This is a genomic window from Natronosalvus rutilus (genome assembly GCF_024204665.1).
GTDB classification, from domain to species: domain Archaea; phylum Halobacteriota; class Halobacteria; order Halobacteriales; family Natrialbaceae; genus Natronosalvus; species Natronosalvus rutilus.
On record NZ_CP100355.1, the window covers coordinates 1,397,906 to 1,410,236 of the forward strand.

A 12,331-nucleotide genomic window follows, 5' to 3' on the forward strand; every position below is an offset into this window, starting at 1 on the left:
GTCCTACGGCGGCGGTGTGTCAGGGCCGCCGCAGGCGGCCGACCGATGGTGTGTCGTGATCGGTGATCGCGATTGCGTTGGTGTGTCAGTCGCGATTGGTGTGTCGTTTCGACTCGAACGATCGAACGTCTGAACGGTTAGCCCCGCGTTAGCGGATGACGTCGACGCCGTTATTGCGCTCGAGCTGGTCGCGCCCGCCGTCGCTCTGGGCACCGAAGCTCGAACTCGAACTCGAGCGACGCCCGCCTGATCCTCGCTCCTGTGTCTGCTGGGAGCGAACGTTCTGGCTCGCATCGAAGTCCGCTTCGGTCACGCCCTCCAGGCTGGCGCGGGACTTGTCGGCCTGTTTCTGGGTACTCGGGCCGAGCACCTGCGCACTCTGGACGCCGGTCATGATCGCCATGACCCGCACCTTGCCCTTGTAGCTCTCCTGGATCCGGGCGCCCCAGATCACGTTCGCCGAGGCCTCGAGGCGCTCGGTGATGTTGTCGGCGATTCCCTCGGCCTCCTTCAGCGTGAGGTCGGGGCCGCCAGTGATGTGGACCAGTCCGCCGGAGGCGCCGCGATAGTCGACGTCCAACAGCGGATGGTTCATCGCGTCGCGGACGACCTCCTCGGTCTTGTTCTTGTCCTGGGTCTCCCCCACGAGCATCACCGCGACGCCGCCCTGGTTCATGATCGTGGACATGTCCGCGTAGTCCAGGTTGATCAGGCTCGGCTGGGTGATCGTCTCGGAGATGCCTTTGACGGTCTCGGCGATGATCTGGTCCATCACCGAGAACGCCTTGCCGATCGGCAGATTCGGGACGTAGTCGAGCAGCCGGTTGTTGTCCAGTACGATGATCGAGTCGGCCTGCTCGCGCAGCTTCTCGAGGCCTTCCTCGGCTTTGACCGTGCGGGCGCGTTCGACGTTGAACGGCGTCGAGACCATCCCGACGACGATGGCGCCCTGTTCTTTGGCGATCTTCGAGGCGACGGGAGCGGCACCGGTGCCGGTACCGCCACCCATGCCGGCCGTGACGAAGACGAGGTCCGCGTCCCCGAGGACCTCCTTGATCGTGCCCTGGGCCATCTCGGTGGCACGCTCGCCCATCGAGGGGTCGCCGCCGGCGCCCAGTCCGTTCGTGAGCGACTTGCCCACAAGGATCTTGGTGTCGGCCTCGATCATCTTCAGGTGCTGCTTGTCGGTGTTGATCGCGATCGTCTCCGCGCCTTCGACACCGATGTTGTACAGCCGGTTGATCGTGTTGTTGCCGGCTCCACCGCATCCGATGATGACGATTCGGGGCTCCCCGAACTCGTCGTCGTCGAGGGAGCCGTCCATGTTCTTGGCCTCTTCTTCGGCATTCTCGAGGGCGTCTTGCACGATGTCCTGCATCGTTACACCTTCGCCCAGCCGCGTTTACCCGGCTGTTCGTGGCGACCCTCGTACTGGTCGTTGATCATTTCTCGCACGGCCGAACGGATAGCTTCGCTCCGGTTTGGAAACTCCCCCGTCTCGACCAGCTGTTCGACTTCTTCGATCTGCTGTTTCGGTATTCGCAGTGTCACACGCTCCATTATTGTATTCCCCGTATTGGGTAAGACGGTGCGCGCCCCTGTCAGACGCGGCGTGTCTTACACGTCGAATCGCCCGCAGTCGGACGATTTTCGGGTGATTCCCACCCGCTGTAAGACAACCGTCTTACGCGACTGTAGCCAACAGGCTGGTAGGTATTAAAACTATCGGCGTTGGTGACCGTCCGTGTCTTACGACGGAATCGTTTGTATGACAGTCACGACTGATTCGACTCGAGTACGTCCGCGGCGGGCGTTCGACGCCCACAGCTCGGACAGAACGCCCAGTCCGATCGCACCTCGTCCCCGCAGTCACAGAAGACGCGGTGGGTCGCCTTCTCCCCGCAGTTGGGGCAGAAGACGTGTTCGGACTCGAGTCCTGTCCCACACTGGCCACATGCGCTTGCGCCTCGAGCGGGACGGTCCTCCATCGAACGCGCCGGTTGGTCTCGAGTCGAGCCGTTCGAGGCGCTCGAGTGGTCGACCGCGTGCGTTTCCACAGCCGGAGTAGTGGATTCGGTCTCGCGTGCGCGCGTCGCCTCGACACCCTCGAGCGCGATGGAGACGTTGACGTCCTGGCCGCTCGACGAATGACGAGCGGACAGCCGTCGTTCGAGCAGGGAGTCGATCCGTTCCTCGAGCAAGGCGTCGAGGCTGTCGTCCGGAGCGTCAGCACGAGCGTCGTCGGTCGGACGGGCGTCGACGCCGTCTGTCGGCTGCTCGTCCAGGTACGCTCGGAGTGCCTCGCGCATGACCTCGCTCTTCGAGGCGTCGAAGGCCTCGAGTTCGGCGACGAGGTCGTCATCTGCGCGGAACGTGATCTTTCCCATGGTCGATTCAGTTACCGACCATATTATAACTCATCCTATATGAAACTTCCCACGCGTCCGACGCGTGTCTCACACGGCGCGAATAATAACCCTTATACCGCCTTCGTCTGCTACGTATGAGTGACCGCTCTTAGCTCAGCCTGGTAGAGCAGTCGACTGTAGATCGACTTGCCCCCCGTTCAAATCGGGGAGAGCGGACTCGTTTTCTTCGCCGAGCGAATCACGTTCGACCGACAGCAGCGATTTCGATACTACGTCGTATCCACGGCGAGTCGTCGATCCCGAAAGTGCCTGCTCGAGTGCTCTCCCACGTGTCCAGATGCTACGCTTTTTAGATGGACGTTTACGGGCGATCAGGAGGGGCGAAGCTGCACAATCGCGTCGTCGCGCTCGAGTGGGAACGGTTCGTGGGCCATTCCGTCGTGGTTCGAGGTTCCGAGGAGGACGCTCCCGTCTGGAGCCTGCGTGACGGTCCGAATTCGTCCGAACTCGTCCTCGAGGAGGTGGTGGGCGGTCACGGTGTAGGCGTTGTCCAGCCAGGGCGCGTCGAACCTCTGTGCGGCGTCGCTTTGGGGCGAATCCCCAGCATCCGCGTCGGACGACCAGAGCAAGAGGACCGCGAGGGACTGTCGCTGTAGCGTCCCGACCAGGAGGCGGTCGCGCCACGCGGGAATGGCGTCGCCGGTGTAACGGATGCACGCGCTGGGAGCCCACGTGTCGTCCGGCCCGGTGTTGACGAGCGGGGGCGTGACGTCCTCGTGGGCACCGTAGGATTCGTACTCGGGGTCGTCGGGACCGCCCTGGACGTCCGGCCAGCCGTAGTTCGCGCCGGGTCGGAGGACGGTCACCTCGTCGCGGCCGTCCGGCCCGTGGTCGACGCAAATGGGCGTGTCGTCGGCGAGCCAGGCGATTCCCTGCGGGTTGCGGTGACCGTAGGAGAACACACGGGGGTCGGCGCCGTCAATGTCGGGATTGTCCGGCGAGGGGGCGCCGTCCGGTGTCAGCCTGAGAACCGCCCCGCCGAGGCTCCCGGGGTCCTGTGCGGGCGTCTTCTCGGCGGTCCCGGCCGTGACCCAGAGCGCTCCGTCGGGACCGAACATGATCTCACCGCCGATCGTGTGGTCCCCGACGATGCCCTCGAGGAGCACCTCGTGGGTCGCCTCCGGATTGCTCGCCTCGGCGTCGAATCGACCGACGCGGTTCGCTCCGCCCACGTTGTAATACAGGTACACGTACGCGGGATCCGGGTAGGACGGGTGGATGGCGATCCCCTGAATCGACTCGCCCGGCCACTCCTGTCGCCGTTCGTCCGGGACGTCGGTCGCACGAATCGGATCGTCGGCTGCCTCGAGCAGCGCCTCCGCGTCCAGGCGCAGCAATCGTCCCGCGCGTTCGGAGACGAAGACCTCGTCGGTGGGCGTAAACGCGATCTCCCAGGGGACCTCGAGGCCGACGAGCAGCGGCGTGGGGTCGAGGTCGGCCTCGAGCGGCGATTCGGGTGATTCGTCGCCGGAATCGTTCGAGGGTGTGTTTTCGGCGGGTTCGTCGCCATCACTCTCTCGCTCCCCACCGCCATCTCCATCCGGTTGTGACTCGGTGGCGTTGTCGGGCATCGAACAACCGGCGAGCGCGGGGCTAGCGGCCGCAGTCGCAGCGAGCAGACGGCGACGGGAGAGTCGATTTGGCCGGGTAGGCATTTCGTGACCGTTCGCTCTCGAGATAAATAGCTCCGGTGAGAACGAGGGCGAAGGTGACGAGGACGAGGGTAAGGGTGAGGATGTCACGACCTCGAGGACGAGTCCCGAGGTGACTGCGAGCGGACGCGCCGGGTCGCACGGCGAACTCCTGAACCCGACCGCCTACCGCACGATCTGCGGAATCGCGTCCAGTCCAGCCACCTCGTAGGTCGGGGCCTCGGAAAGTTCGACGTCTCGACAGTGGTCTCGCCTGACAAACGCCGAGTCCATTCCCGTCCGGTGGGCGGCGAGCACGTCGCTCTCGCTATCCCCCACGTACAGCGCACGACCGGCCTCGACGTCGAGGTCGGCCAGCGCCCGTTTGAGGTAGTGTCCGTTCGGCTTCTGCAACGCCAGGCTCTCGAGGGACTTCTCCCGACCGTAATACGTCTCGAACAGGTGCTCGAGGTCGAAGTACTCGAGGACGAACTCGATCGTGGTGTGATGGTTGTTGCTGACGATCCCACAGGGTTGCTCGAGTGTCTCGACTGCCTCGAGGTCGTCGTACGGCCCGCGCGTTCCGTCCCTGAACCGGAGAAACTGGGATCGTTCGTCGTGATCCTCCCAGGCCGTCCAGAACGGCTCCGGCTCGAGGTCGTACCGGCGACAGAGTTCCCGGACTCGCTCGGCGGGGACGCCGTCACAAAGTTCGTCGACGACCGCCCGGTCGACGGTCTCGACGCCCATCGCTTCGAACGCGGTCGCCGTCGCCTCTGCCTGGACGTCGTCGGTCGGCGGGCGCACGAGCACGCCGTCGCTGTCGAAGATAACCGCGTCGTAGGCTGTCACTCGCGAACGTGTTCGCCGTGATCACGTGATCGTTTCGGTCTCCCGAGACGTGCGATTCGGCGCCAAACGGCCACCCCGCAGTCGCCAGCCAATCTCTTTTTCCGGCGCTCGTGGTAGCGACGACCATGAGCGACCAGCCACCAGACGCCGACTCGAGTGCGGGTTCTAACCAGCAAGACCCCGATTCCGAGCGTGTCCAGGAAAACGCGCGAGAGCGCCAGTCGTCCCGGGCGGAGTCGACCGAGGACATCCTCGAGACCGTCGAAACGCACCTCGGCGACCTCGAGTATCCCGTCTCGAGCGAAGAAATCGCCGCCGAGTACGGAAGTGAACCGATCGACCTGCCCAACGAGACCGAGACGCTGGGAAGCGTCTTCGACCGGCTGGCCGGCGAGACCTACGACACGCCGGAGGAGGCCCGCGAGGCAATCTTCGGCCAGCTGACCGGCGAGGCGGGCGGGCGAACCGAGGCGAATCCGGAGCGCGACCTCGAATCGCTGGACGAGGCGGAACAGGGGTCGCCGAGCGAGAGCGGTGGCAGTGGTCTCTGATCGACCAGGTTTTTCCCTGCGTTTACACCGTTTCGTCCACCGAATATCGCGGCAGCGCCACCGTCCACCGTCATCCGTTCCGAGTCGACGAGCCTCGCGGCTCCCGAACCAGGACGCGTCGTCGTTCACCCTCGACGTCGGTCGCGCCGGCAACGAACGCCCGAATCAGCGCACCTAGGTCCCCGACCGTTACCCGCCGGTATCCGGGCGGTGCGACCTTCCTGTCGATCGTCATAGGGGCCAGAGGGAGATCGGTGACGACGTCGTCGAGCGTCGAGAGACGGGTTCTCGATCTATCCAGGACCCATCCGAGGGCGGCCTCTGCCGCCCGATCGTATCGGCAGGAGCCACCAGCGGCGACGTAGGCCGCGACGGTGGTCGCCAACAGCGCCTGATTTCGCGGCCGGACCACCTGCCAGGAGGCCGGCTGTTTTCGGGTCACGCCGCGGAGTATCTGACCGAGGCGCGAGCCAGCCGGAACGGGTGCCGAGAGCACCCCGCCATCGGCGCGCACCTGGTCGACGAGCGTTCGTTCGAGGTGAGTTTCCACGACGGAGAGTGCGGCCGGTCGATCGATGCTCGCGGCGGCTCGAGCGAGGCCCCAAATTGCGTACGACCGATAGTCGAATTGTCGCGTCGCGTCGTCGGATCCGGGCCACCCATCGGCTTGCTGGCGCGATTCGAAGTTGGCGACTCCCTCGGTTACGGCCGCGCGGACGTCCCGGTCGTCGGTGACGTCGGACAGGGCGGCCCATCCAGCCAGCAGGAGGCCATCCTCCGCGTGATCGAACGTCCGGCCTCGAGTGCGCTCGAAGAGCACCGTCGCGACCTCGATCCAGGCCGGGTCCAAGACGGTGCTCGCACGCGTAAACGCGTCCACGAGGGCTCCGAGGACGCCCGGCGCGAGTTCGCCGCGGTGATTCTGCGTCGTCGCGAGCCGCTGGCAGTGCTCGAGTTGCCCGCGGAGCCTGTCGTCGTACGCGTCGGTCCCGAACGGCGAGGTCCGCCACTGGAGGGCGGCCATCGTCGCGAGCGGACCGTGTCGGTACTCGACGCCGCGCCGGGGAAGCCAGGTCAATCCCTCGCTGCGCTCTCGCTCGACGCCACGATAACCCTGGATGAAGCGCTCGTTCTCCGTGTCCCAGAACCCGCCGTCGTCGACCGGTCGAAACAGCGCGTCGACGGCGTCGACGAGCGCCGTTTCGAAGGCGGCCCCCGCTGGCCGCTCGAGCCGAGACGTCGTCGACCACCACCCGCCGTCGAGCGGGTCGAGCAGGATCCGTAACCGATCGAGCACGTCGTCGCTCGTGCCGGCCGTCGATCCCTCGGCCGGCGACGCTGCGTCCCGATCGGACGCGTTCGCCCTCATACTGTCGCGGTCTCGAGATGTCGGGATAGTTATGCCGTCGTTTCTACCCGTCGACGCCCGCTGCGCCGCGTCGAACCGATGGCCACCGTCTCCGGACGCGTCGTCTACTCATCCGCTCGCGGCGCCCCCGAGAGCCACAGCCAGCCGGCGACCAGGGGGGCGTGGATTGTCGCGAGCGGGTAGGCGGTTCGATTGGGGTCGACTCCGAACCCGGCGGACAGGCCGATAGCGGCGACGCCGACGAGCGCGAGCAGACCGGCCGTGACTCGCCGGTCTGCGGGGAGACCGACGGCTCGAGCGCCGGCCCAACAGAGTGCGAGCGCGTAGGCGAGACTCCCGAGCGGCCAGTAGCGGAGGAACGAGGGCGTCGGCCCCGGTTGATCGAGAAACGTCGGCAGGAGCGTGACGTGCTCGGTCTCGAGGACGATCGTCCCCCAGGGAAAGAGCAACGTCGTCCCGCTGGTTCGGATGACGACCCAGGGAACGACGCCGAGGGACAGCAGGGCGAGCCAGCGGACAATTCGGTCGCGGCGTTTTCGACCATCCGTCTGCGATTTCGGACTCGTGTTGTCGCCCACGTCGTCCGATTTGTTCGATTCGTCAGGCTCGTTCGACTCGTCGACGGACGCCACGTTACCGGCCACCTCGGCCACCCGCACATTCAGAACGGCCGTGCGCCCGCCGTTTCCCGCCGCTCGTGATCGTACGTCCAGGCACGCTCGAGCGTCCGTGGCGCGGCGAAAAAAGCGTGGCGACCGCCCGCGACCGGTGGACTCATCATCGCGTGCCCGAACGAGTGGCGCATGTCGACGATTATCGTGACGGGCTACGAACCGTTCGGCGAGTTCGAAACGAATCCGGCAAGCCAACTGGCCACAGCGCTCGACGGCACGCGAGTGGCAGGGGCGACCGTCGTCGGTCGCGAACTTCCGGTAGCCTTCGACCGGGCACGTCCCGCGCTCGTCGAACACCTCGAGCGCCACGACCCGACGCTGGTCGTCTCGCTCGGCCTGGCCGCCGGTCGACCCGCGCTCTCGCTCGAGCACGTGGGGATCAACCTCCGCGACACCGCGGGGACGCCGGACAACGACGACCACTCGGTCCTGGACGATCCGGTCGACGTCGAGGGGCCGGACGCGTACTTCTCGACGCTTCCGGTTCGCGAGATGCAAACGACCATGCTCGAGGCGGGCGTTCCGACGACGTTGTCGACGTCGGCGGGCACCCACCTCTGTAACGATATCCTCTACGCGACACGCCAGTACGTCGAGACGAACGACCTCGAGATTCGGTCGGGTTTCGTCCACGTCCCGCTGAGCCACGAGCAGGCGGCCACTCGCGAGACCACGCAGCCGAGCATGGCGCTCGAGACGATGCGACGCGGGCTCGAGGTCGGTATCGAAACCGCGCTCGAGGAGTGAACCGCGCCAGTTGCGGGACATTTGATATAGCGGCTGCGCGTATATCAACGCTCTATCTCCCGCTCGCCGGTTCGCCTCTCGAGGCACTCGTGGACGCTCAGACGGCGAGTTAGGCGACGAATGAAGACATCGGACGAGGACGACAGGCGCTGATTTCGACCGACTGCCGATGGCGCCGCCCCGGGAAGTCTTCGTCCTCCGGCCCGAACGGCCGATAATGCCCACAATTCGCGCGTGCTACGCCTGCGAACGAACGTTCGAGCCCTCTCGAGCCCGGTGTGACTGCGGCGAACCGCTGTGGCGGCCGATCGAACCGCTCGACCGCTGGCCCTCGGGTGCTGGCTCGAGTGGGCGGTCGATCTGGCGATACGACGCCGTGCTCCCGGCGAGCCAGCCGGCGGGTGACCTAGAGGCTGGCGGCGCTGCAGTCTGGAGAAGCCACTCTCTCGAAGGCTACGCCGGCACGCACGTCTGGCTCGCCGACGAGGGGCGAAACCCGACGGGGAGCTTCAAGGATCGGGGAAGCGCCGTCGGCGTCGCGGCCACCCTCGAGGCCGAAATCGATCGCGTCGGGACCGTTTCTCACGGCAACATGGCGAGAAGCGTGGCGGCGCACGCGGCGGCCGTTGGGATCGACTGCACCGTCCTGGTCCCTGCGGACATCGCCGAGGAGCGGGTCCGGGCCATCGCCCGGTTCGACCCGAAAATCGTCCGCGTTCGCGGTGACTACGGCCGACTGTATTACGACGCCCTCGAACTCGGCCGGAGGCATGGAATCCAGTTCCTCAACTCCGACGTTCCCCTCCGGGTCGCGGGCCAGAAGACGCTCGCGTTCGACCTCCTCGAGCGTATCCCGGACCTCGATGCCATCGTCCTTCCGGTCAGCAGCGGCGGCAACGCGAGCGCGGTCTGGAAGGGACTGCTGGAGTTGCGCGCCGGCGGATTGCTCGAGTCGCTGCCGCGACTGTACCTGACTCAGGCGGCGGCCTGCGATCCGATCGCCGCGGCGTTCCAGTCGAGTCGAGAGCGCGTCGACCCCGATGCGGACGTGAGAGAGACCGTCGCCTACTCCATCGCCAACGCCGACCCGCCGAGCGGCACCCGCGCGCTCGCGGCCGTTCGCGACACCGGCGGCGCCGTCCTCTCGGTCGACGACGACGCGATTCTCGAGGCCCAGGATCGCCTGGCTCGCGACGCTGGCGTGCGCGTCGAACCCGCCTCTGCGACTACGCTCGCGGGGCTTCGGCAACTGACCGAACGCGAGGAAATCGACGCTGACGAGACGGTCGCCTGCGTGCTGACCGGGCGCGGCTACGGCGGTAGGGGCGACGTTCCGTCAGCGCCGGTCGTCGACCGCGAGGACCTCGAGTCGACACTCGAGTCCGCGTGACGCTCGGTCTCGAATCGGTACTCGACCTCGAGTGAGGTCCTGTCGACGACGGTCCCGAGCGGGTAACGGCGCTACGGAGGGCCGCCGTAAGAGAGCGTACATAATACTCTTATTACCGGACGGTGTACGCCCGGGTATGGCAGACAAACCGACCTCCGGTGAAATTTTCGGAGTCCCGTACAACTTCGAGCGACCGAGTTTCGGCCGAATGCTCTCGTCGTACTGGCAACCCGGTAAAGGAATGCTCGTCGAGAAGCCCTTCGGCGTCGGCTACACGCTCAACCTGGCCAACTGGCGGTCCTGGATCGTCGTCCTCATCACGGGCGCGTTGCTCTGGCAGGAACAGTCGCCGTCGTCGGACTCGGACTCTGATTCGGACTCGGCGATCGATCCGGTCGAAGTGATCGTCGACGACGAGAGCGACGACTGAGCGGTCTCCAGTAGCACTTTTCGACCGTTTCCGTTCGCCTGAGTTGCGGGTTCGAGCATCAGCCATGACGCTCGAACCTCGACCCTCGGACCTCAACCCTCGAACCGCGCGCTTGGAACCTTAAGTCTCTCTCCCCGGATTTCGAATTCGAATTCGACGACCTCGTGCGCCTGTTCTCTCCTTTCTCTTCCCCGGCGCGCGTCGACTCAGGCCTCGAGCGCGCGGTCGCAAACCCAGCCCTCGGCACCGAACTTCCGCTCGGCCAGGTCGGCCGCGGCCTCGAGTTCCCCGTCCCGCCACTCGCCCTCTTCGGCGTCACACCACTCTCCGAGCGCGCTGGCGAGACAGTCGACGGCCTCCTCGCGGTCGATTCCCGCCTGCTCGCGGATGCTCGTGACGCGGTCTGTAAACGTTTGCGGCTCGATGTCCGCGGCAAAGACGCCGACGTGAGTTTCGGGCTCGAGGTCGAAGCTCAGCGAGCCATGCTGGATGACGACGTCGCGCTGGCGGTACTGGGCGTTGCCACTGATCTTCTTCGTCTCGGACTCGCTCGCAGGGGCCACTACGTCGTGAGCAGGGTGAATGTCCCGGAGGTAACACGAGGGGCGGTAGATGGCCTCCTGTTTCGCCCCCGCGAAGTCGGCGTCGACGCCCATCCGCGAGAACGCCTCCAGGATGGGTTCACAGAACATGGCGTAACAGTCCATCAGGTCGCCGGGGACTTCCGCGGCCGGGGCGACGATGGTGTAGGAGATGTCCGCGACGGAATCGTGGTAGATGCCGCCACCGCCGGTCTGGCGTCGGGTGACGTCAACCCCGTGCTCTTCGCAAAAGTCCCAGTCGACGGTGTCGGGTTCTTGCTGGTAGCCCAGCGAGAGCGTGCTGGGCTCCCAGTCGTAGACCCGAACGGTGCGCAGGTCGTCCTCGAGCGCCGTCTGCGCGGCGATTTCCTCGAGGGACATCTGGGTCGCTCCGTCCCTGGGGTCGTCCTTGATCAGGCGCCACTCGCGGTCGGCGAGGTCGGTCATACCCGTGTGCTCGTCGGCCACCGAGAAATGGATTCCGACGTGCGGGCACCGTCGACGGTCGACCATCGACGAATCCTCACACAAGCATCTGATTTAGACTCGTCTAAAAATAGGGTTCAGTAGTAACTACTTTATAGTTCGTGGGTGCTACGTCACGACAATGAGCGAGCGATCACGGTCGACAGACGGACGCTCGATATCCCGCCGTCAGGCACTCGCGAGCGGCGCTGGCGTCCTCGTCGCCGGAAGCGCGGGCTGTCTCGCGGGCGTCAGAGGAAGTCCGTCGGGGAGCGAGGACGGATCGCCGGTCGTCGCGGCGTCGTTTTTCAGCTTCTACGATTTCGGACGCAAGGTAGCCGAGAACACGCCTGTCCAGCTGACAAACCTGGTTCCGACGGGCCTCCACGGTCACGGCTGGGAGCCCGATGCGAGCATCACGCGCGACATCATCGAAGCGGACGCGTTCATCCACGTCGGCGCCAACTTCCAGCCCTGGGCCGACCGGGCGATTCAGACCCTTGAGGACGACGGGGTCGACACGGCCTTGATCAACGCCCGCGAGGGCGTCGAACTGGTCTCGCTGGCGGCCAGCCTGGACCCGGAAGAGGAGGGCGTCGGCGACGGACGAGGTAAAGATCCACACTTCTGGCTCGATCCACAGCGTGCGAAGCGCTCCGTCGACAACATCGCCAACGGCCTGATCGAGGTCGCGCCCGACCACGAAGAGACTCTTCGCGAGAACGCCGAGGCGTACAAGGCGGACGTCCTGGACCGGATCGACGCGGATTACGAACGAATCTTCGAGACGGCCTCGCAGGACGTGGTCCAGCTCGCGGCTCACAACGCCTTTCAGTACGTCGGCGTTCGCTACGGCGTCGAGATGCGCCCGCTGGTCACGAACCTCGCCGCGAGCGGGAACGTGGCGCCGAGCGACATCGTCGCGGCCAAGGAGACCATCGAGGAGAACGACATCGAGTACATCGGCGCCGCGGTCTTCGAGACGCGCAAGCCGGCCGAACAGTTGCTCGCAGAGACGCCCGTCGAGGCCTACTTCCCCGTGACGCCGTACGCCGGCGTCTACGAGGAGTGGGTCGATGCGGGCTGGGGCTACGAGGAGATCGCGTACAACATCAACATGCCCACGTTCAGCGTCGTCCTCGGCAACGAATCGCCGGACGAGGCCGGACCGGACGGCTGGGCTGACGAATGGCGAAACTTCGAGTGAGACAC

At 65.8% G+C, this 12,331-nt stretch carries 14 protein-coding genes and 1 tRNA gene; 6 read left to right on the top strand and 9 right to left on the bottom strand.

Annotated features, from left to right (window positions below; genetic code table 11):
- Positions 1 to 148 precede the first annotated feature (148 nt).
- The 3 genes from ftsZ to NGM29_RS06730 all read right to left on the bottom strand — a co-directional run bounded on the left by ftsZ (position 149) and on the right by NGM29_RS06730 (position 2,387).
- Entirely contained in the window at positions 149 to 1,378 is a 1,230-nt protein-coding gene (gene ftsZ / locus NGM29_RS06720) for a cell division protein FtsZ (RefSeq protein ID WP_254159676.1), read from the bottom strand.
- A gap of 2 nt (positions 1,379 to 1,380) precedes the next feature.
- Complete coding sequence (locus NGM29_RS06725; RefSeq protein ID WP_253433115.1) at positions 1,381 to 1,560, bottom strand: ribbon-helix-helix domain-containing protein; 180 nt, start codon at positions 1,558 to 1,560, stop codon at positions 1,381 to 1,383.
- Positions 1,561 to 1,775: 215 nt separating this feature from the next.
- Entirely contained in the window at positions 1,776 to 2,387 is a 612-nt protein-coding gene (locus NGM29_RS06730) for a double zinc ribbon domain-containing protein (RefSeq protein WP_254159678.1), read from the bottom strand.
- A 124-nt stretch (positions 2,388 to 2,511) separates the two neighbouring features.
- Here NGM29_RS06730 and NGM29_RS06735 point away from each other — a divergent pair.
- A tRNA-Tyr gene (locus NGM29_RS06735) sits at positions 2,512 to 2,585 on the top strand.
- A 155-nt stretch (positions 2,586 to 2,740) separates the two neighbouring features.
- On the opposite strand, the gene NGM29_RS06740 is transcribed toward NGM29_RS06735, so the two are convergent.
- Both NGM29_RS06740 and NGM29_RS06745 read right to left on the bottom strand, forming a co-directional pair.
- The gene (locus NGM29_RS06740; protein WP_254159679.1) at positions 2,741 to 4,084 is read right to left on the bottom strand and encodes a PQQ-dependent sugar dehydrogenase; all 1,344 of its coding nucleotides are present in this window, start codon (positions 4,082 to 4,084) and stop codon (positions 2,741 to 2,743) included.
- Between the two features lie 162 nt (positions 4,085 to 4,246).
- On the bottom strand, positions 4,247 to 4,912 hold the full coding sequence (locus tag NGM29_RS06745) for an HAD family hydrolase (protein ID WP_254159681.1): 666 nt from the start codon (positions 4,910 to 4,912) through the stop codon (positions 4,247 to 4,249).
- A gap of 125 nt (positions 4,913 to 5,037) precedes the next feature.
- Between NGM29_RS06745 and NGM29_RS06750 the strand changes: the two genes are divergently transcribed.
- Positions 5,038 to 5,463, top strand: a complete 426-nt coding sequence (locus tag NGM29_RS06750) for a DUF5789 family protein (protein WP_254159682.1) — start codon at positions 5,038 to 5,040, stop codon at positions 5,461 to 5,463.
- A gap of 70 nt (positions 5,464 to 5,533) precedes the next feature.
- On the opposite strand, the gene NGM29_RS06755 is transcribed toward NGM29_RS06750, so the two are convergent.
- The 3 genes from NGM29_RS06755 to NGM29_RS06765 all read right to left on the bottom strand — a co-directional run bounded on the left by NGM29_RS06755 (position 5,534) and on the right by NGM29_RS06765 (position 7,637).
- Entirely contained in the window at positions 5,534 to 6,832 is a 1,299-nt protein-coding gene (locus tag NGM29_RS06755; protein WP_254159683.1) for a hypothetical protein, read from the bottom strand.
- A 104-nt stretch (positions 6,833 to 6,936) separates the two neighbouring features.
- Positions 6,937 to 7,464, bottom strand: a complete 528-nt coding sequence (locus NGM29_RS06760; protein WP_254159684.1) for a DUF8050 family protein — start codon at positions 7,462 to 7,464, stop codon at positions 6,937 to 6,939.
- 29 nt (positions 7,465 to 7,493) lie between these two features.
- Complete coding sequence (locus NGM29_RS06765; protein WP_254159685.1) at positions 7,494 to 7,637, bottom strand: hypothetical protein; 144 nt, start codon at positions 7,635 to 7,637, stop codon at positions 7,494 to 7,496.
- Between NGM29_RS06765 and pcp the strand changes: the two genes are divergently transcribed.
- The 3 genes from pcp to NGM29_RS06780 all read left to right on the top strand — a co-directional run bounded on the left by pcp (position 7,636) and on the right by NGM29_RS06780 (position 10,073).
- Positions 7,636 to 8,253, top strand: a complete 618-nt coding sequence (gene pcp / locus NGM29_RS06770) for a pyroglutamyl-peptidase I (RefSeq protein ID WP_254159686.1) — start codon at positions 7,636 to 7,638, stop codon at positions 8,251 to 8,253. The genes NGM29_RS06765 and pcp overlap by 2 nt on opposite strands.
- Before the next feature lie 217 nt (positions 8,254 to 8,470).
- Positions 8,471 to 9,643 (top strand): threonine synthase, encoded by a 1,173-nt coding sequence (gene thrC, locus NGM29_RS06775; protein ID WP_254159687.1) that lies wholly within the window; start codon positions 8,471 to 8,473, stop codon positions 9,641 to 9,643.
- 136 nt (positions 9,644 to 9,779) lie between these two features.
- Entirely contained in the window at positions 9,780 to 10,073 is a 294-nt protein-coding gene (locus tag NGM29_RS06780) for a DUF5808 domain-containing protein (protein WP_254159688.1), read from the top strand.
- Between the two features lie 206 nt (positions 10,074 to 10,279).
- Here NGM29_RS06780 and NGM29_RS06785 read toward each other — a convergent pair whose 3' ends face one another.
- On the bottom strand, positions 10,280 to 11,101 hold the full coding sequence (locus NGM29_RS06785; protein ID WP_254159689.1) for a lipoate--protein ligase family protein: 822 nt from the start codon (positions 11,099 to 11,101) through the stop codon (positions 10,280 to 10,282).
- A 160-nt stretch (positions 11,102 to 11,261) separates the two neighbouring features.
- Here NGM29_RS06785 and NGM29_RS06790 point away from each other — a divergent pair, with 160 nt between their 5' ends.
- A complete protein-coding gene (locus tag NGM29_RS06790) occupies positions 11,262 to 12,326 on the top strand; it encodes a metal ABC transporter substrate-binding protein (RefSeq protein ID WP_254159691.1) in 1,065 nt (354 codons plus the stop codon).
- Positions 12,327 to 12,331 lie beyond the last annotated feature (5 nt).